Origin of the sequence: Pseudomonas sp. FFUP_PS_473 (genome assembly GCF_002858665.1) — a bacterium.
Lineage (GTDB): Bacteria > Pseudomonadota > Gammaproteobacteria > Pseudomonadales > Pseudomonadaceae > Aquipseudomonas > Aquipseudomonas defluvii.
This window is the reverse complement of record NZ_PJQQ01000007.1, coordinates 151,551-171,118: the sequence shown is the minus strand read 5'-3', so window position 1 is coordinate 171,118 and position 19,568 is coordinate 151,551. Positions and strand designations below refer to the sequence as shown.

The 19,568-nt window shown below is 61.4% G+C and carries 17 protein-coding genes; 10 read left to right on the top strand and 7 right to left on the bottom strand.

Annotated features, from left to right (window positions below; translation table 11 throughout):
• The first annotated feature begins 41 nt into the window (after nucleotides 1–41).
• A complete protein-coding gene (gene hisA / locus CYD26_RS07170; RefSeq protein WP_007921811.1) occupies nucleotides 42–779 on the top strand; it encodes a 1-(5-phosphoribosyl)-5-[(5-phosphoribosylamino)methylideneamino]imidazole-4-carboxamide isomerase in 738 nt (245 codons plus the stop codon).
• 10 nt (nucleotides 780–789) lie between these two features.
• Nucleotides 790–1,560, top strand: coding sequence for an imidazole glycerol phosphate synthase subunit HisF (gene hisF / locus CYD26_RS07165; RefSeq protein WP_065760219.1), 771 nt, complete (start codon nucleotides 790–792; stop codon nucleotides 1,558–1,560).
• Between the two features lie 46 nt (nucleotides 1,561–1,606).
• Here the strand turns inward: hisF and choV are convergent, their stop codons facing one another.
• From choV to CYD26_RS07150, 3 genes are all read right to left on the bottom strand, one after another.
• Nucleotides 1,607–2,785 carry a choline ABC transporter ATP-binding protein gene (gene choV / locus CYD26_RS07160; protein WP_065760218.1) on the bottom strand — a complete coding sequence of 393 codons (1,179 nt, stop codon included), beginning with the start codon at nucleotides 2,783–2,785 and terminating at the stop codon, nucleotides 1,607–1,609.
• Nucleotides 2,782–3,630, bottom strand: coding sequence for a choline ABC transporter permease subunit (gene choW, locus CYD26_RS07155; RefSeq protein WP_178081693.1), 849 nt, complete (start codon nucleotides 3,628–3,630; stop codon nucleotides 2,782–2,784). The genes choV and choW overlap by 4 nt, the downstream gene beginning before the upstream one ends.
• A gap of 66 nt (nucleotides 3,631–3,696) precedes the next feature.
• Nucleotides 3,697–4,644: a choline ABC transporter substrate-binding protein gene (locus CYD26_RS07150; protein WP_102052220.1), complete on the bottom strand. Its 948-nt coding sequence runs from the start codon at nucleotides 4,642–4,644 to the stop codon at nucleotides 3,697–3,699.
• A gap of 454 nt (nucleotides 4,645–5,098) precedes the next feature.
• On the opposite strand from CYD26_RS07150, the gene CYD26_RS07145 reads away from it, so the two are divergent.
• Nucleotides 5,099–6,475, top strand: a complete 1,377-nt coding sequence (locus CYD26_RS07145; protein WP_099776082.1) for an L-serine ammonia-lyase — start codon at nucleotides 5,099–5,101, stop codon at nucleotides 6,473–6,475.
• 395 nt (nucleotides 6,476–6,870) lie between these two features.
• Nucleotides 6,871–7,974 (top strand): GlxA family transcriptional regulator, encoded by a 1,104-nt coding sequence (locus CYD26_RS07140; RefSeq protein ID WP_102052219.1) that lies wholly within the window; start codon nucleotides 6,871–6,873, stop codon nucleotides 7,972–7,974.
• A gap of 72 nt (nucleotides 7,975–8,046) precedes the next feature.
• On the opposite strand, the gene CYD26_RS07135 is transcribed toward CYD26_RS07140, so the two are convergent.
• The 3 genes from CYD26_RS07135 to CYD26_RS07125 form a co-directional block, all read right to left on the bottom strand.
• Entirely contained in the window at nucleotides 8,047–8,307 is a 261-nt protein-coding gene (locus tag CYD26_RS07135; RefSeq protein ID WP_065760213.1) for a hypothetical protein, read from the bottom strand.
• 287 nt (nucleotides 8,308–8,594) lie between these two features.
• Nucleotides 8,595–9,017, bottom strand: coding sequence for a DUF3010 family protein (locus CYD26_RS07130; protein WP_065760212.1), 423 nt, complete (start codon nucleotides 9,015–9,017; stop codon nucleotides 8,595–8,597).
• Nucleotides 9,018–9,035: 18 nt separating this feature from the next.
• A complete protein-coding gene (locus tag CYD26_RS07125) occupies nucleotides 9,036–9,437 on the bottom strand; it encodes a lysozyme inhibitor LprI family protein (RefSeq protein WP_065760211.1) in 402 nt (133 codons plus the stop codon).
• 254 nt (nucleotides 9,438–9,691) lie between these two features.
• On the opposite strand from CYD26_RS07125, the gene CYD26_RS07120 reads away from it, so the two are divergent.
• From CYD26_RS07120 to CYD26_RS07095, 6 genes are all read left to right on the top strand, one after another.
• The gene (locus tag CYD26_RS07120; RefSeq protein WP_102052218.1) at nucleotides 9,692–10,669 is read left to right on the top strand and encodes a dipeptidase; all 978 of its coding nucleotides are present in this window, start codon (nucleotides 9,692–9,694) and stop codon (nucleotides 10,667–10,669) included.
• Between the two features lie 76 nt (nucleotides 10,670–10,745).
• Nucleotides 10,746–11,276: a DUF5943 domain-containing protein gene (locus CYD26_RS07115; protein ID WP_065760209.1), complete on the top strand. Its 531-nt coding sequence runs from the start codon at nucleotides 10,746–10,748 to the stop codon at nucleotides 11,274–11,276.
• A 15-nt stretch (nucleotides 11,277–11,291) separates the two neighbouring features.
• Nucleotides 11,292–13,352 (top strand): dimethylglycine demethylation protein DgcA, encoded by a 2,061-nt coding sequence (dgcA, locus tag CYD26_RS07110; RefSeq protein WP_099776079.1) that lies wholly within the window; start codon nucleotides 11,292–11,294, stop codon nucleotides 13,350–13,352.
• Between the two features lie 173 nt (nucleotides 13,353–13,525).
• Entirely contained in the window at nucleotides 13,526–15,475 is a 1,950-nt protein-coding gene (gene dgcB / locus CYD26_RS07105) for a dimethylglycine demethylation protein DgcB (RefSeq protein ID WP_102052217.1), read from the top strand.
• A complete protein-coding gene (locus CYD26_RS07100; protein ID WP_102052216.1) occupies nucleotides 15,475–16,695 on the top strand; it encodes an electron transfer flavoprotein subunit alpha/FixB family protein in 1,221 nt (406 codons plus the stop codon). The genes dgcB and CYD26_RS07100 overlap by 1 nt, the downstream gene beginning before the upstream one ends.
• A gap of 14 nt (nucleotides 16,696–16,709) precedes the next feature.
• Nucleotides 16,710–17,480 carry an electron transfer flavoprotein subunit beta gene (locus CYD26_RS07095; protein WP_065760205.1) on the top strand — a complete coding sequence of 257 codons (771 nt, stop codon included), beginning with the start codon at nucleotides 16,710–16,712 and terminating at the stop codon, nucleotides 17,478–17,480.
• Between the two features lie 699 nt (nucleotides 17,481–18,179).
• Here CYD26_RS07095 and gbcA read toward each other — a convergent pair.
• Entirely contained in the window at nucleotides 18,180–19,472 is a 1,293-nt protein-coding gene (gene gbcA / locus CYD26_RS07090) for a glycine-betaine demethylase subunit GbcA (RefSeq protein WP_065760204.1), read from the bottom strand.
• Nucleotides 19,473–19,568 lie beyond the last annotated feature (96 nt).

Below are 19,568 nucleotides of genomic sequence, written 5' to 3'. Positions count from 1 at the left end.
TTCCCGAGTATCGCTGTTTACCGATTAGACAGGTTTTCCAGATGCTGATTATTCCCGCTATCGATCTCAAGGACGGTGCTTGCGTACGTCTGCGCCAAGGCCGCATGGAAGATTCCACGGTGTTTTCCGATGACCCGGTGAGCATGGCCGCCAAATGGGTTGAGGGTGGCTGCCGGCGCCTGCATCTGGTCGATCTGAACGGTGCTTTCGAGGGCCAGCCGGTCAATGGCGAAGTGGTCACCGCGATCGCCAAGCGCTACCCGAACCTGCCGATCCAGATCGGCGGCGGCATTCGTTCGCTGGAAACCATCGAGCACTACGTCAAGGCGGGCGTGAGCTACGTGATCATCGGCACCAAGGCCGTCAAAGAGCCTGAATTCGTGGCCGAAGCCTGCCGCGCCTTCCCGGGCAAGGTCATCGTTGGCCTGGACGCCAAGGATGGCTTCGTCGCCACCGACGGCTGGGCTGAAGTCAGCTCGGTGCAGGTGATCGACCTGGCCAAGCGTTTCGAAGCCGACGGCGTCTCGGCCATCGTCTACACCGACATCGCCAAAGACGGCATGATGCAAGGTTGCAACGTACCGTTCACCGCCGCCCTAGCCGCCGCCACCAAGATCCCGGTGATCGCCTCCGGTGGCATCCACAACCTGGGTGACATCAAGGCCCTGCTCGATGCCAAGGCTCCGGGGATCATCGGCGCCATCACTGGCCGGGCGATCTATGAAGGCACCCTGGATGTCGCCGAGGCGCAAGCCTTCTGCGACAGCTACCAAGGCTGAGGAGAACGCCATGGCGCTGGCCAAACGCATCATCCCTTGCCTGGACGTCGACAACGGTCGTGTGGTCAAGGGCGTCAAGTTCGAGAACATCCGCGATGCCGGTGACCCGGTGGAAATCGCGCGGCGCTACGATGAGCAAGGCGCCGACGAAATCACCTTCCTCGATATCACGGCCAGCGTCGATGGCCGTGACACCACCCTGCACACTGTCGAGCGCATGGCCAGCCAGGTGTTCATCCCGCTGACCGTCGGTGGCGGTGTGCGCACGGTGCAGGACATCCGCAACCTGCTCAATGCCGGTGCCGACAAGGTTTCGATCAACACGGCGGCGGTGTTCAACCCCGAGTTCGTCGGCGAGGCTGCCGCGCATTTCGGTTCGCAGTGCATCGTTGTCGCCATCGACGCCAAGAAGGTCTCGGCACCGGGCGAAGCCCCGCGCTGGGAGATCTTCACCCACGGCGGGCGCAAGCCTACCGGGCTGGATGCGGTGGAGTGGGCGAAGAAGATGGAAGGCCTGGGTGCCGGTGAGATTCTCCTGACCAGCATGGACCAGGACGGCATGAAGAGCGGTTTTGACCTGGGGGTTACCCGGGCCATCAGCGATGCCTTGGGTATTCCGGTGATCGCCTCGGGCGGTGTCGGTAACCTGCAGCACCTGGCTGACGGCATTCTTGAAGGCCACGCCAGCGCTGTGCTGGCTGCGAGTATCTTCCACTTCGGTGAGTACACCGTGCCGGAAGCCAAGGCTTTTATGGCCAAGCAGGGGATTGTCGTTCGCTGACAGTCCTCCATCGCGGGCAAGCTGTGGGGCTTGCCCGCGATAGCTTTCACCCCAGGGTTTTGCCCAGCAGGGCGTGATACAACTCGCTGTCGCCGAGGATACCCACCACGCGGTTGCCTTCCTGCAGCACCAGCTTGTTGCCGGTCTGGTAACGAATCTGCAGTGCTTCGCGCATACCGATACCGGCGTTGACCAGGGTCGGCCGGCGACCCAGCTGTTCCACTGCCTCTCCCGGCCTCCAGTTCTGCAAGTCCAGCCCGTTGACGCCCTGGCGTGCACCTTTGATGGTGTTGCCTTCAGCCAGGTCCAGCCACGAGTCGACACTGGGGTCAATGCAGACCGAACCGTTGATCCGCTTGCACTTGTCCAGGGTACGCATCAGGCTGCGGCCGCAGAGGACGTTGAGCGGGTTGGTGTGGGCGACGAAGGTACGCACGTAGTCGTCGGCCGGGTTGAGGACGATCTCCTCGGGCTTGCTGTACTGGATGATCCGGCCGTCTTTCATGATGGCGATGCGGCTGCCCAGCTTCAGGGCTTCGTCCAGGTCGTGGCTGACGAATACGATGGTCTTGCTCAGCTTGCGCTGCAGTTCCAGCAATTCGTCCTGCAGGCCCTGGCGGATCAGTGGGTCAAGGGCCGAGAAGGGTTCGTCCATCAGCAGGATGTCGGCATCCATGGCCAGCGCGCGGGCCAGACCGACCCGCTGCTGCATGCCGCCAGAGAGCTCGTCGGGCTTCTTGTTGCGCCACTGGGTCAGGCCGACCAGTTCCAGCTTTTCATCCACCAGCCGGCGTCGTTCATCGGCAGGGCGGCCCTGCATTTCCAGGCCGAAGCTGATGTTTTCGCGCACGGTCAGCCAAGGCATCAGGGCGAATTTCTGGAACACCATGGCAATGCGCTTGGTGCGCATCATCTTCAGTTCAGCCGGGGTGCAGGAAGCGATGTTGATCTGCGAGCCTTCGTGTTCGACGAACAGCTTGCCACGGCTGACCGTGTTCAGGCCGTTGATGCAGCGCAGCAAGCTCGACTTGCCTGAGCCGGACAGGCCCATCAGCACGCAGATTTCGCCTTTGTTGATCTCCAGGCTGGCTTTTTCCACGCCGACCACCAGGCCGGTCTTCTTCAGGATCTGTTCGCGCGTGAAGCCTTGGTCCAGCAGGCTCAGGGCCTCACGCGGTGATTTGGAGAAGATAACGTCTACCTCGTCGAAGCGAATGATGCTCATGCTTCACCCCTTACCGGTACTTCGGGTTGTTTGCAGATACGGTCGAGCATGATCGCCAGCAGTACGATCGCCAGGCCTGCTTCGAAGCCCAGGGCGATATCGGCAGTGTTCAGTGCATTGACCACGGGTTTGCCCAGGCCATCGGCTCCCACCAGCGCTGCAATCACCACCATCGACAGCGACAGCATGATGCATTGGGTGATGCCGGCAGCGATGCTTGGCATGGCGTGGGGCAGTTCGATACGCGAGAGCAATTGGCGACGTGAGCAGCCGAAGGCCTTGCCGGCATCCAGCAGCTCCTGGGGCACGTCGCAGATGCCCAGGTAGGTGAGGCGGATCGGCGCGGCGATGGCGAACACCACCGTCGAGATCAGCCCGGGCACCACACCCAGCCCGAAGAGGGTCAGGGTAGGGATCAGGTAAACGAAGGTCGGCACGGTCTGCATCAGGTCGAGTACCGGCCGCATCATGGTGTAGAACATCGGTTTGTGCGCAGCGACGATGCCCAGTGGCACACCGATAAGCACGCAGACCAGGGTGGCGAACAGCACCTGGGCCAGGGTTTCCATGGTTTCCTGCCAGTAGCCCAGGTTCAGGATCAACAGGAACGACAGGGCGACGAACGCTGTCAGTGCCCATTTGCGCTGGATCAGGTGAGCGATCAAGGCAAACAGACCGATCAGAACGAAGGGGTTGAACCAGGTCAGGGCGCCGGTAACGCCATGAATCATGAGTTCCAGTGCGGAGGCGAAAGCATCGAAGAAGTTGGCGCCGTGTTGCGTCAACCATTCGACGAATGCCGAGATGTACTGGCCCAGTGGGAGTTTATGATCGATCAGCATGATAGCGAGCGTCCACCTGCAAAGAATTGAAGACAGCCTGCGGCGGGGCAAGCCCGCCGCAGGTGGTGCTTACTGCGTCAGTTTGGCCTTGGCGGCTTCCAGGCCGGGTTTGCCGTCAACGGTGGTGACGCCGACCAGCCAGGTGTCGAGCGCCTGTGGGTTTTTCTTCAGCCAGGCCTTGGCTGCGGCGTCGGGTTTCATCTTGTCGTCCAGGACGTTACCCATCAGGGTGCTTTCCATGTCCAGTGTGAAGTACAGGTTTTTCAGCAGTTGGCCGACGTTGCTGCACTCCTGAACGTAGCCCTTGCGGGTGTTGGTCAGGACAGTTGCCTTGCCGAAATCCGGGCCGAAGAAATCATCCCCACCGCTCAAGTACTGCATCTTGAAGCGCTTGTTCATGGGGTGCGGCTCCCAGCCGAGGAACACCACGTCGGTGCCGCGACGCTGGGCGCGATCCACTTGCGAGAGCATCCCGGCCTCGCTCGACTCGACCACCTTGAAGCCGGCGTCTTTCAAGCCGAAGGCGTTCTTGTCGATCATGCTCTGGATGGTGCGGTTGCCGTCGTTGCCCGGCTCGATACCGTAGATCTTGCCGTCCAGCTCCTTCTTGAACTTGGCAATGTCGGCAAAGTCTTTCAGACCCTTGTCATACAGTGCCTGAGGCACGGCCAGGGTGTACTTGGCGTTCTCCAGGTTGGCCCGAACCGTATCCACGGTGCCGGCATCGCGGTACGGCTTGATGTCGTTTTCCATGGTCGGCATCCAGTTGCCGAGGAACACATCCATGTTCTTGCCGTCGGCCAGCGACTTGTAGGTCACTGGTACCGAGATCATGGTGGTGCGGGTTTTGTAGCCCAGCGACTCAAGTACGGCGCTGGTGACCGCCGTGGTCACGGTGATGTCAGTCCAGCCGACATCGGAGAAGTTGACGGTACGACAGGCTTCGGGTTCTGCAGCCTGGGCCAGCACCGGCAGACTCAGCAGAGCGGCCAACAACAGCGAGGGTGAACCTTTCATGAGTGGACTCCTAGGTGTTTTCTTGTCGGGTGTCCCGCAGGACCGCCACGCGTTGTGAGTGATCTACTCGGGTGGGCCGGACGGTCGGGCGACAGCGGGACGGGTGCCGTGCAATCGAGTCGAGATTGATCATCTAACAGCCAAAAACAAACGCCTACAGGGTGCGTCGTATCCAGTACAGGCAGGGTCGCATCCAGTGCAGGTGAGGTCGTTTACAGTGTTTTTCCTCCCCGTAACGGCCCTTTACGGCGATCTGCACCGCATAAAAACGGCGTAATCCAGCGGCCAACGGCGAGCGGCGTTGCTGGACAAGAGTGGGTCGGTTGCAGACGTCAGAGCTGCTGATAAAAGCCTGATGATGCGCGCATTCCGGCGGATTGCAGCTTCAGCGTAGCAGCTCCGCCACCCGCGGCTTGTGGCGGCGGGCGTGTGCTCATTCAGGAGGTTCGCGGCCATGGCTATCAGTGTGTTTGACCTGTTCAAAATCGGTGTCGGGCCGTCCAGTTCCCACACCGTAGGGCCCATGCGAGCGGCCGCGTTGTTCGTCCAGGGGCTGCGCGAACGTGGCGAGCTGGCGCAGGTCCGGCGTGTCGAAGTGCGCCTGTACGGTTCGCTGTCGGCCACCGGCATCGGCCATGGCAGTGACAACGCCGTGATCATGGGCTTGATGGGCGAATGGCCAGACGCGATAGACCCCTCACAAATCGGCCTGCGCATTGCGGTATTGCGCGAAACAGACACCTTGCTGCTGGACGGCCGGCTGCCAATCGAGTTCGTCTGGGCGCGCGACATGCGCTTGCTGGAGGAGAACCTGCCGTATCACCCGAACGCCATGACCCTGATTGCAGAAGGTGCGGAGGGTGAGTTGCACCGGGACACCTACTACTCGGTGGGTGGCGGCTTTGTGGTCGATGCCGCCCAGGCTGCCAGCGGCGTGCTAGACGCCGACACCACGGTATTGCCCTACGATTTCAACAGTGCGGTGGAGCTGCTTGAGCTGTGCAAGCAAAACGACCTGCGCGTGTCGCAATTGATGCTGGAAAACGAAAAAGTCTGGCGCAGTGAAGAGGAGATTCGGGCTGGCTTGATGAAGCTCTGGCGGGCCATGCAGGACTGTGTGGAAAACGGCCTGAAATACGAAGGCATACTGCCGGGCGGGCTGAATGTGAAGCGCCGTGCTGCCAAGTTGCACCGTAGCCTGCAGGAGCTGAACAAGCCCAATGTGATTGGCTCGACCCTCAGCGCCATGGAATGGGTTAACCTTTATGCGCTGGCTGTGAATGAAGAGAATGCTGCCGGCGGGCGCATGGTCACCGCGCCCACCAACGGTGCGGCGGGGATCATCCCGGCAGTGCTGCACTACTACATGCGTTTCAGTGAAGAGGTCAGCGAAGCCTGCGTGGTCGACTTCTTTCTGGGCGCGGCGGCGGTGGGCATCCTGTGCAAGAAGAACGCCTCGATCTCGGGCGCTGAAGTGGGCTGCCAGGGTGAGGTCGGTTCAGCCTGCGCCATGGCGGCTGCCGGGTTGGCGGAAGTGCTCGGGGCAACCCCCGCGCAGTTGGAGAATGCTGCCGAGATTGGTCTGGAGCATAACCTCGGGCTGACCTGCGACCCGGTTGGCGGCCTGGTGCAGGTGCCCTGCATCGAGCGCAACGCGATTGCTGCGGTCAAGGCGATCAATGCGGCGCAGATGGCCCTGCGTGGCGACGGTGAGCACTTCATCTCCCTCGATCGGGTGATCCGCACCATGCGCGATACCGGCGCCGACATGCACGACAAGTACAAGGAAACCTCACGCGGTGGCCTTGCGGTCAGCGCCATCGAGTGCTGAACACGGCTGCGCCGTTTTCGCCCATGCCGGTGTCGGCACGCTGCTTTTTGGCGCAGCGTCGACACCGCTGCATCCCGGTCCTCCCTTCCGAGTGTCACTGCGCCTGTGGTGACACATCGCCGATGTCGCTTCCAAGCATCCTCTACACAAGTGCTACCGTACTGCTCACTTTTCCTACAGAAATGCGCTAGTCCGGCACTTTGCGTTTATAAACCTGGCGCCGAACACAGGCCATATAGACACATTGCGACGTCGTTTTCAGGTTTTATTGAATGGCTATTCAATTTCAGGCATGGCATTTGCGTTGTGTTGTGCAAAGCCCTGCATTCGAGATGGGGCCCTGACAAAAAAACCGTGCCTGAGGCGCAACCTGCATTGTGTGAGGAGAGATCGCGATGACGTCGTACAACTCCGGGGCCCAACCCCAAACCCGCACACCACAATCCATCGGCTTTCTGCTGTTGGACAATTTCACGCTGATCTCCCTGGCCTCGGCCGTGGAGCCACTGCGCATGGCCAACCAGTTGTCCGGCCGTGAACTGTATCGGTGGACTACCTTGAGCGTGGATGGCGGGCAAGTGTGGGCCAGCGACGGCTTGCAGATCACTCCGGACGCCTCAATGCACAAGGCGCCTGCAATGGACACCGTGATTGTCTGCGGTGGTATTGGCATTCAGCGCACCGTTACCCGTGAACACGTTACCTGGCTGCAAAGCCAGGCGCGGCAGTCGCGCCGGTTGGGTGCAGTGTGCACCGGCAGCTGGGCACTGGCCTGTGCGGGCCTGCTTGATGGCTTTGATTGCAGCGTGCACTGGGAATGCCTGGCAGCCATGCAGGAAGCCTTCCCTCGCGTCAGCATGAGCACCCGGCTGTTTACCCTCGACCGTAACCGCTTCACCAGTTCCGGTGGCACTGCGCCGCTGGACATGATGCTACACCTGATCAGCCGTGATCATGGTCGCGAACTGTCAGCGGCGATCTCGGAAATGTTTGTCTACGAGCGTATTCGTAACGAGCAGGATCATCAGCGCGTGCCGCTCAAGCACATGCTTGGCACCAACCAGCCGAAGCTGCAGGAAATTGTCGCGCTGATGGAAGCCAACCTGGAAGAGCCGATCGACCTTGATGAGCTGGCGGTGTATGTCGCGGTGTCGCGGCGACAGCTGGAGCGCCTGTTCCAGAAGTACCTGCACTGCTCGCCATCGCGTTATTACCTGAAGCTGCGGTTGATCCGTGCCCGGCAACTGCTCAAGCAGACGCCGATGTCGATCATCGAAGTGGCCTCGGTGTGTGGTTTCGTCTCCACGCCGCACTTCTCCAAGTGCTACCGCGAGTACTTCGGTATTCCACCGCGTGATGAGCGTGTGGGCTCCAACACCGCCCAGCAGGTGGCAATGATGCCGATTCCACAGGCACTGGTGCTGTCGCCACTGGCAGGGCCGATGTCGGCACTCAGCCAGGCACGCAACGAATCGACCTTCGCCAGCGTACGCCTGTAGCCGAAAGCGCTTCCGGCCTTTTCGCGGGCAAGCCCGCTCCCATACGAGAGCGGGTTTGCCCGCGAAAAGGTGTCAGCTACGGTTGCTGTTGAACTGTGCCAGCGCCGGCAGCAGCTGCTTTTCGATGGCCTGGCGTACAGCCGGCAGGATGGTCGCACTGCTGGTGTACATCTGCTCGACCATACCGCGCAGTGCCTTGGCCCGAGGCTCACTCAAGCCCCGCACCGCACACTCGCACGCTTGCTCGGCAGTTGCCCCGGCAGGCATTTCAAAACCCAGTGCGCGCAGTTGGCCCAGCAGGTCGTCCTGATCAATCAAATCCGCATGCATCATGGCTGTTGTCCTTGTCGACGGGAGGGATTGTGGGTCGATTCTGGTGTTCGCCAATCAGCGGAGCAAGGGCAGCGTGTCGCAATGGCCGGCATACCTATGAACAGGTCGTTTTCGGCTAAATCGAAGGGCAGGGGAGGCGGCACACTGGGGCCAGGTTTCAGTATGGACGGTTTGGTCACCTTCCAGATGTAGCGCGACATTGCTCGCTTTTGACCCCGGCTTGTCACGGCTTGCCGGGGTTTTTTTTGCCTTGAAGTTTGTGGCGGTGTGCGCAGGCATCGCCCGCGTTAGCGACCGGCCTTGAGCAGCACCGCGCAGGCGCATTTGTAGGCTTCGTGCTGGTACTTGTTCAGCGAGCCGGGCAATTCCAACGCGTGTTTCTTGCTTTGGGCGCTGACCGTCTGTGGTGACAGCAACTGTACCTCGCAGGTGTCCAGCAGTTGCAGGATACCTTCGATCTTGAAGGTGGTCGGGCCACCTGCGAACTCACCTTTCTTGCTGCGTTTCTTGATTGCCAGGTGGGTGATGCCGTGGTCGGCAACGAACTGCCTGGCCTGGTTGGCGAAGGCTTTGACGTTGGCGGCCTCGTCGTCATCCTCCAAAGCGATTTTCTTGGTCGCCAAAGGCCGGTGCACCGGTAGGCCAGCTTCAAGCGTGGCCACCGCGAGCAGGGCTTCGCTGCCCTTGATTTCGATTCCGCAAACGTTCATTCGTACCTCAGGGTGGGGTTATTGCAGGCCCAGTGACTGCAGGTACTCGGAGCGATCATCGCTGCGTTGGGCCAGGCAGGTGTTCTGCGCGGTTTCGAAGTCCTTGCTGCCGGGCTTCTCGGCGAAGGTTTCCACGGCGCAATCGGCATCGCGGGCTTTGCTCCAGAGTTGCTCGGCGTTTTTCAGGCGGGCGCTCAGTTCAGTGATCTGCGCCGGCTGGCCGGCGTACTGCTCCTTGATGCGATCAAGCAGGTCGGCAAAGGCTGCATTCAGCTCGCGCTCGGCGGTCTGGCGGTTATAGACCGCGCAGTCGTAGCTCTGCTGGCTGGTTTCGACATTGTCACAGGGCGTGCTCTCTTCTTCCGCCGCCTGGGCGCCGAAGCTCAGGGCCGCCAGGGCCAGCCATACCATTGGTTTCATCTACGACATCCCCCCAAGCCGGTGTTTGGAACAGAAGTGCCGATTCTCGCTCAGCCGCGAGACAAATAACAGCGCCGCAGGCGCCCATTACAGCCATCAGGGCAGGGCCGCGAAGGGGTGCTTTGTCGCCCTTTGACGCTTTCGGCAATACCCCTGTCGTTTTTGCACCGAGGCCCTTCCGGCCCCAGGCATATGCTGGCCCCAAAGCGCCGGCAGACGATTCGGCGCAGGCATCGAGAAAAGGGGACCGCCTGATGAGCCCAGCCGAATTACACGCAGACAGCATCGTTATCGACGGGCTGATCATCGCCAAATGGAACCGCGAGCTGTTCGAGGACATGCGCAAAGGTGGCCTGACCGCCGCCAACTGCACCGTGTCGGTGTGGGAGGGCTTCCAGGCGACCGTCAACAACATTGCTGCCAGCCAGAAGCTGATCCGCGAAAACAGCGACCTGGTGATTCCGGTGAAGACCACCGCCGACATTCGTCGGGCCAAGGAACAGGGCAAGACCGGGATCATCTTCGGTTTCCAGAACGCCCATGCCTTTGAAGACCAGCTGGGCTATGTCGAGGTGTTCAAGCAGCTCGGCGTGGGCGTGGTGCAGATGTGCTACAACACCCAGAACCTGGTCGGTACCGGCTGCTATGAGCGTGACGGCGGGCTGTCGGGCTTCGGTCGCGAAGTGGTGGCCGAGATGAACCGCGTCGGCATCATGTGCGACCTCTCTCACGTGGGCTCCAAGACCAGTGAGGAAGTCATCCTCGAATCGAAAAAACCGGTGTGCTACTCCCACTGCTTGCCGTCCGGCCTGAAGCAGCACCCGCGCAACAAGTCCGATGAAGAACTGAAACTCATCGCCGACCATGGCGGCTTTGTCGGCGTGACCATGTTCGCGCCGTTCCTGGCCAAAGGCATTGACTCGACCATCGACGACTACGCCGAGGCCATCGAGTACACCATGAACATCGTCGGCGAAGACGCGATCGGTATCGGTACCGATTTCACCCAGGGCCACGGCCAGGAGTTCTTCGAGTGGCTGACCCATGACAAGGGCTACGCTCGCCGCCTGACCAACTTCGGCAAGATCGTCAACCCGCTGGGCATTCGTACCGTAGGCGAGTTCCCCAACCTTACTGAGACGCTGCTCAAGCGCGGCCACAGCGAACGCGTGGTGCGCAAGATCATGGGCGAAAACTGGGTCAACGTGCTGCGCGACGTGTGGGGCGAGTAAGCCTCCAAACCAAGTCTCTCTAACCCCTGCCAGATGAGCAGGGGCTGCCAACCAAATTTTCTGGAGTTGAGTTTCCATGGCCAAGATCGCCCCGCAATTGCCTATCGAAGTCGACAGCGAGACCGGTGTCTGGACCTCCGACGCCCTGCCGATGCTGTACGTGCCGCGGCATTTCTTCGTCAACAACCACATGGGCATCGAGGAAGTGCTCGGCGCTGACGCCTATGCCGAGATCCTCTACAAGGCTGGCTACAAGTCCGCCTGGCACTGGTGTGAAAAGGAAGCCGAGTGCCATGGCCTGGAAGGTGTCGCAGTGTTTGAGCACTACATGAAGCGCCTGTCCCAGCGTGGCTGGGGCCTGTTCAAGATCCAGGACATCGACCTGGAAAAAGGCACCGCCAGCGTCAAGCTGGAGCACTCTGCCTTCGTTTATGTGTACGGCAAGGTCGGGCGCAAGGTCGACTACATGTTCACCGGCTGGTTTGCCGGTGCCATGGACCAGATCCTGGCAGCGCGTGGCAGTTCGATCCGTACCGTGGCCGAGCAGGTCTACGGTGGTTCGGAAGAAGGCCACGACGACGGCCTGTTCATCGTCAAGCCGCTGTAAGTCGAGGATCCCGCCATGGCTTTCGAAGCAATGTTCCAGCCGATCCAGATCGGCAAACTGACCATCCGTAACCGCGTACTCAGCACCGCGCATGCCGAGGTTTATGCCACCGACGGCGGCATGACCACCGAACGCTACGTGAAGTACTACGAAGAGAAAGCCAAGGGCGGTATCGGCCTGGCCATTTGTGGTGGCTCCTCGGTGGTGGCCATCGACAGCCCGCAGGGCTGGTGGAAATCGGTCAACCTGGCCACCGACCGGATCATCCCGCATTTCCAGAACCTGGCCGATGCCATGCACAAGCATGGCGCCAAGATCATGATCCAGATTACCCACATGGGCCGCCGCTCGCGCTGGGACGGTGAACACTGGCCAACCCTGATGTCGCCGTCGGGTATCCGTGAGCCGGTACACCGTGCTACCTGCAAGACCATCGAGCCGGAAGAAATCTGGCGGGTGATCGGCAACTATGCCCAGGCCGCGCGCCGGGCCAAGGAAGGTGGCCTGGACGGCGTCGAGCTGTCGGCGGTGCACCAGCACATGATCGACCAGTTCTGGAGCCCACGGGTCAACAAGCGTACCGACGAATGGGGCGGTACCTTCGAGAAGCGCATGCGTTTCGGCCTGGAAGTGCTCAAGGCTGTGCGGGCTGAAGTCGGCCCGGATTTCTGCGTCGGCATGCGTATTTGCGGGGATGAGTTCCACCCCGATGGCCTCAGCCATGAAGACATGAAGGAAATCGCCAAGTACTACGATGCCACCGGCATGGTCGATTTCTTTGGTGTGATCGGCTCCGGGTGTGACACCCACAACACCCTGGCCAACGTGATTCCGAACATGAGCTACCCGCCAGAGCCGTTCCTGCACCTGGCGGCCGGTATCAAGGAAGTGGTCAAGGTTCCGGTGCTGCACGCACAGAACATCAAGGACCCGAACCAGGCCACACGCATTCTGGAAGGCGGCTATGTCGACATGGTCGGCATGACCCGTGCGCACATCGCCGACCCGCACCTGATCGCCAAGATCAAGATGGGCCAGGTTGACCAGATCAAGCAATGCGTCGGTGCCAACTACTGCATCGACCGCCAGTACCAAGGCCTGGATGTGCTGTGCATCCAGAACGCCGCGACCTCCCGTGAATACATGGGCGTGCCGCACATCATCGAGAAGTCCACCGGGCCGAAACGCAAGGTGGTGGTGGTTGGTGCAGGCCCCGCCGGGATGGAGGCTGCCCGCGTGGCAGCCGAACGTGGCCATGACGTTACCCTGTTCGAGAAAAAGGACGCCATTGGCGGGCAGATCACGACGGCGTCCAAGGCACCGCAACGTGACCAGATCGCCGGTATCACCCGCTGGTACCAACTGGAGCTGGCGCGGTTGAAGGTTGACCTGCGCTTGGGCACCGCCGCCGACGCGGCGAGCATCCTCGACCTGCGTCCCGATGTGGTCGTGCTGGCCGTGGGTGGGCATCCGTTCCTGGAGCAGAACGAACACTGGGGCGCTGCCGAAGGGCTGGTGGTCAGCAGCTGGGACGTGCTCGACGGCAAGGTTGCGCCGGGCAAGAACGTGCTGGTGTACGACACTATCTGTGAATTCACCGGGATGTCGGTGGCCGACTTCATCGCCGACAAGGGCAGCCAGGTCGAGATCGTCACCGACGACATCAAGCCGGGCGTGGCCATTGGCGGTACGTCGTTCCCGACCTACTACCGCAGCATGTACCCGAAAGAAGTGATCATGACCGGCGACCTCATGCTGGAAAAGGTCTACCGCGAGGGCGACAAGCTGGTGGCGGTGCTGGAGAACGAATACACCGGTGCCAAGGAAGAGCGGGTGGTCGACCAGGTGGTGATCGAGAACGGCGTGCGTCCGGACGAAGCACTCTACTACGCACTGAAGGAAGGCTCGCGCAACAAGGGTCAGATCGACATCGAAGCCCTGTTCGCGATCCAGCCGCAGCCGATTCTCAGCCAGCCGGGCGAAGGCTACCTGCTCTATCGCATCGGTGACTGTGTCGCTCAGCGCAACACGCACGCAGCAATCTACGACGCCTTGCGCCTGTGCAAGGACTTCTGATCGCTCAGTCGGCACACATCGGCCCCAGTGGGAGCGGGCAAGCTCGCGAAAGCGCCAGCACGAACAACACCGTTGTCTGATCTGACGCATTCGCGGGCACGCCCGCTCCCACTGGGCCGGTGCAGGATTCCAAGGGCCTGAACCCCTTGCAACCGCTGTTGTGGGAGCCTCCCATGTTGAACACCCTTCTACCCATCCTGCTGTTCGCTGCCATTGGCCTGGCGGTGCTCGGCGCCTTGCGCCGGGTGCGCATGTGGCGGCGTGGCCGCCCGTCCAAGGTCGACCTGCTCGGCGGATTGCTGGCCATGCCGCGCCGCTACATGGTCGATCTGCACCATGTGGTCGCGCGTGACAAGTACATGGCCAACACCCACGTGGCGACTGCGGGCGGCTTTGTGCTGGCGGCGGTGCTGGCGATCCTGGTACACGGTTTCGGCTTGCATAACCGCATTCTCGGCTATGCCTTGCTGCTGGCCACGGTGCTGATGTTTGGTGGTGCGCTGTTTGTCTACAAGCGCCGTCTGAACCCGCCTGCGCGGTTGTCCAAAGGCCCGTGGATGCGCCTGCCGAAAAGCCTGCTGGTGTTCGCTGCAAGCTTCTTCCTCGCCACCTTGCCGGTGGCTGGCATTCTGCCGGAGGGCTTTGGCGGCTGGTTGCTGGTGGCCTTGCTCGGTGTCGGTGTGCTCTGGGGTGTGTCCGAGCTGTTTTTCGGCATGACCTGGGGCGGGCCAATGAAACACGCCTTCGCCGGTGCCCTGCACCTGGCCTGGCACCGCCGTGCCGAGCGTTTCGGTGGCGGTCGCTCCACCGGGCTCAAACCGCTGGACCTGGAAGACCGCAACGCGCCATTGGGCGTAGAAAAGCCCAAGGATTTCACCTGGAACCAACTGCTGGGTTTTGACGCCTGCGTGCAGTGCGGCAAGTGTGAAGCGGCCTGCCCGGCGTTTGCCGCGGGCCAGCCATTGAACCCGAAGAAACTGATTCAGGACATGGTCGTCGGCCTGGCCGGTGGTACCGATGCGAAGTTCGCCGGCAGCCCCTATCCGGGCAAGCCGATTGGTGAGCACGGCGGCAACCCGCATCAACCGATCGTCAATGGTCTGGTCGATGCCGAAACTCTTTGGTCGTGCACCACCTGCCGCGCCTGCGTGGAAGAGTGCCCGATGATGATCGAGCACGTCGATGCCATCGTCGACATGCGCCGGCACCTGACACTGGAGAAAGGCGCGACCCCGAACAAGGGCGCCGAAGTGCTGGAAAACCTGATCGCCACCGACAACCCGGGGGGCTTTGCACCGGGTGGGCGGATGAACTGGGCCGCCGACCTGAACCTTGAGGTGCTGGCCGAGAAGAAAACTGCAGACGTGCTGTTCTGGGTCGGTGACGGCGCCTTCGACATGCGCAATCAGCGCACCCTGCGTGCGTTCGTCAAAGTGCTCAAGGCGGCCGCCGTGGACTTCGCCGTGCTGGGCTTGGAAGAGCGCGACAGCGGTGACGTGGCCCGTCGCCTGGGCGACGAGGCGACCTTCCAGGCGCTGGCCAAGCGCAACATTCAGACCCTGGGCAAATACAGCTTCAAGCGTATCGTCACCTGCGATCCGCACAGCTTCCACGTGCTGAAGAACGAATACGCGGCCTTTGGCGGCGAGTACCTGGTACAGCATCACAGCACCTACATTGCCGAGCTGATTGGCGCCGGTGCGCTCAATCTCGGCCAGCACAAGGGCAGCAGTGTCACCTATCACGACCCGTGCTACCTGGGCCGCTACAACGGCGAGTACGAGGCGCCGCGTGAGGTTTTGCGTGCGCTGGGTATCGAGGTCAAGGAAATGCAGCGTTCGGGCTTCCGGTCCCGTTGCTGTGGCGGTGGCGGCGGTGCGCCGATCACCGACATTCCGGGCAAGCAGCGTATTCCCGACATGCGCATGGAAGATATCCGCGAAACCGGCGCCGAGTTGGTGGCGGTAGGTTGTCCACAATGCACGGCCATGCTCGAAGGGGTGGTTGAGCCACGCCCATTGATCAAGGACCTGGCAGAACTGGTCGCCGATGCCTTGCTTGAAGACGAACTGCCTGTGAATAAGTCGGCAGCCGCCAAACGTAGCGCTGCGGAGGTGCATTGATGAGCGACATTATTCGCCGCGACCCTCGCGCTGAGTGGATCGCCCGCAACCGCCTGCACCCGTTGCATGCGGCCATGCAGACACAACAAACGACGTGGATGGGCCCGAACGGCCTGATCCGCAAGAACCCTCATGCCGTCGGTTTCATTGGCCCTAACGGCATCAAGCGAATCGACCGCAGTGGCGCCCAGCAGGGCAGCAGCAACAAGCGCAGTGCAGCGGTCGAGGTGCAGCTGCCGCTGCATCAACTGGCCGCGCCTGCCTTCTACATTGCCGTGGTGCCGGACATGGTCGGTGGTCGCCTGAGCAGTCACGACCGCGACCTGTTGGGGCTCGCCCGTGGCTTGGCTGGCAGTGACGGTGCGGTACTGGCGGTGCTGTTTGGCGAGCACAAGGAAAGCAAATTCGACACGGCCGGTGTTGACCGCCTGTTGGTGATCGAAGGTGATGCCTTTGACGGTTATGCACCGGAGCAACGGGTCCAGGGCCTGCGCGCTGTGGATAACCAGTTCAACCCACGCCATTGGCTGCTGCCTGACAGCCGCACCGGTGGCGCTGAGTTGGGGCGGCGCTTTGCTGCAGCGCTGGGCGAGCGCCCGGCAACCCGCGTCTGGCAAGTCAAGGATGGCCTGTGCAGCGGCCGTGCGGGGGCGGGCCAGCAAGACCTGATTCGTGAGCTGCCGCGGCTGATTCTGGCCTCGGCCGAATGCGCCGAGCCGGTCAGTGAAACCCGCCACGAAGCGCTGCCGGTGACCTTATCCACAGCCGTGGTCCGTAGCCTGGCACGCATCGAAGACCTCGGCCCGGTGGCCGTCGACCCGGCGGCGATTGCCATGGCCGAGGCCGAGTTCATCGTCTCTGGCGGTAATGGTGTCAAGGACTGGGACCTGTTCCACCGCGCTACCGTTGCGCTGGGCGCCACCGAAGGCGCTTCGCGGGTGGCGGTGGACGATGGCTTCATGCCGCGTAACCGTCAGGTCGGCGCGACCGGTACCTGGGTCACGGCGCGGGTCTACCTGGCGGTGGGTATCTCGGGGGCGATCCAGCACCTGCAGGGCATTGGGGCCTGCGACAAGGTGGTGGCTGTCAACCTCGACCCGGGTTGCGACATGATCAAACGGGCCGATCTCTCGGTGATCGGCGACAGCGCAGCGATCCTCAAGGCGCTGATTGCCGCTGTGGATAACTACCGCAACGAAGCCAAGCGCGATGCCGCGTAGAGCAGGGGATAGCTATGAACACTAAGGTCATCAGCCTGGTTTCGATTGGCGCCCACCCGACCTCGGGTCGGGCCCGGCGTGCTGAACAGGATGCCCGTGCCGTCGAATTGGGCTTGCAACTGGCTGGGGATAACTTGCAGGTGCTGCATGCCGGCGACCCTCAGGAGCCGGCACTGCGCAGCTACCTGGGCATGGGGCTGGCGCAACTGGACGTACTCGAACAACCGGCTGGCAGCGATGCGCTCGTTGTTCTGGGTGACTATCTGCGCGATGCCGGAGCACAACTGGTACTGACCGGTAGCCAGGCAGAAACCGGCGAAGGCTCGGGCATGCTGCCGTTCCTCCTGGCCGAGCGCCTGGGCTGGCCGCTGGTGGTGGGGCTGGCTGAGGTGGAATCTATCCACAACGGCGTTGCACAGGTGCTGCAGGCCCTGCCGCGTGGCCAGCGGCGCCGGCTGAAGGTACGCCTACCGATGTTGGCCACTGTGGATAACGCTGCGCCCAAACCACGCCAGAGCGCGTTTGGCCCGGCGCGGCGCGGGGTATTGGCGGCACGCCATGTGGCGATCGTTGAAGACACGTTACTCACCGGCGCAGAACTGCAGCCCGCCAAGCCGCGCCCCAAGCGCCTGAAAGTGATTAAGGCCAAGAGTGGTGCCGACCGCATGAAAGCCGCTACCGCCAAGGCCAGCGGCGGCGGTGGACAGGTACTCAAGGACCTCACTCCACAAGCGGGTGCCGAGGCCATTCTGAAGCTGTTGATCGAAGAAGGTGTGCTGCGCTGACAGTTGCTCACAAAGTCTGTTGGCGGTTCTGTGGATAAAGTGTTTGCCTATCACTACAGGCCACGTATTACGTGGCCTGTAGTCGTTTGATCAGATTTTGACCAGTTGCAACTGGGGTTTTTCCAGCCTTTCCCCCTGTGAATGAAGCACCGTTCGCACGCATATTGCCCACAATCCTTGTTGGCGCTTCTGTGGATAATCTGTTCGCCCATGGCTACAGGCCACGGAATACAAGGCGTTCAAGGATTTGATCAAAAAACATACAAACACACCCAAAAGCACTGGCGGTGATCGGGAAAACGCCGATAAATCGGGGCTTTGCGGGTTTATCCACATGGCTTTTTCAGCCTTGCACAGTTGCGCACAAAGTCTGTTGGCTGCTCTGTGGGTAAGGTGTTCGCCTTCTTCTGCAGGCCACGGTTTTAGAGGCGTTCAGAGGTTTGATCAAAAAGTGATCAATAGGGGGTTGGGTCATTGAACTGGCCGCAGGCTCAGTTTTCCACAGGGGTTGCCCACATTAACTGTGGGTTGCCTTGTGGATAAAGTGTTCGCGAAGTGTCGCAGGCCCTGTGTTTGTTGGGCAACGCGCTGTTTGGTTAGATTTTGTACAGGCAGGATGGCATGGCGCCTGGATCACCGGCAAGGCGCCTACCGAGGTGTAGGAAACGCGCTTGCCGGCGATGGGGGAGGGGGCGACGCTTACTGTGCGGCTACACCCTTGAGGTAGGGGGCCGGTGCGGCACCGAGGTTGTTCAGCATGCGCTCGCTGTACCAGTCGATGAAGTTGACCACGCCAAACTCATAGGTCTTGGAGTACGGCCCTGGTTGGTAGGCCGTGGAGTTGATGCCACGCTGGTTTTCTTCGGCCAGGCGACGGTCCTGGTCGTTGGTGGCGTCCCACACTTCACGCATGCGCTGCGGGTCGTAGTCGACGCCTTCGACGGCGTCCTTGTGTACCAGCCACTTGGTGGTGACCATGGTTTCCTGTGCACTGATCGGCCATACCGTGAAGACGATCATGTGGTCGCCCATGCAGTGGTTCCAGGAGTGCGGCAGGTGCAGGATGCGCATCGAGCCTAGGTCCGGGTTTTTGATGCGGCCCATCAGCTTCTGGCAGCCTTGCTTGCCGTCCATGGTCATCGATACGGTGCCTTTGAGCAGCGGCATGCGCACAATACGGTTACGCAGGCCGAAGCTGGCGTGGGCATACGGGATCTGCTCGGCATCCCAGGCTGCGGCAGAGGCGGCAACGTGGTCCTTGAAGGCCTGGTCGGCGCGTGGATCGGTGACGTCGTCCCATTCCAGGAGCGTTTTGAGCAGTTCAGGGTGCGAACCGTTGCAGTGGTAGCACTCGCGGTTGTTTTCCAGCACCAGCTTCCAGTTGGCCTTTTCCATCAAGGTGGTTTGCACCGCCACCTTGGTGTTCTCCATGTCGTAAGGCTCCATGTAATGGGCCAGGGTGGAGAGGAAGTCGTCGATGGCCGGTGGGTGCTCCGCCAGGCTGACGAAGATGTAGCCGCCGGCGGTTTTCACATGCACAGGCTTCAGGCCGTATTGCTTCATGTCGAAGTCGGCGCCCATTTCGGTACCGGCGAACAGCAGGCGACCGTCCAGTTCGTACGTCCACTGGTGGTAAGGGCACACCAGTTTGGCCACTTTGCCTTTGTCGCTGGTGCACAGGCGCGAGCCACGGTGACGGCAGACGTTATGGAAGGCATGTACCTGACCTTCGGCACCCCGTACCACCATGATCGGGTTCTTGCCGATCTCCAGGGTGAGGAAGTTGCCCTTGGCCGGGATTTCACACGTCATGCCGGCGATCAGCCATTCCTTGTGGAAGATCTCCTGCATGTCGATCTGGAACAGGCGCTCGTCGTTGTAGAACGGTTGGGGCAGCGAGAAGGTCCGCTCGCGGTTCTGCAGCATGTCGGCAGTTGCCTTGCGTGCAGGTTCCAGTGGATCGCCCAGGCTCAGGGTTGCGGTGACGTCCATCGTGTAGGTCCTCATGGCCAAGCGTGTGGCCGGTGGAAGTGGCTAATCGTTGTTATGGCGACGCAAGGCTGAAGCAGCAGCATTCTTTGAGGTGGA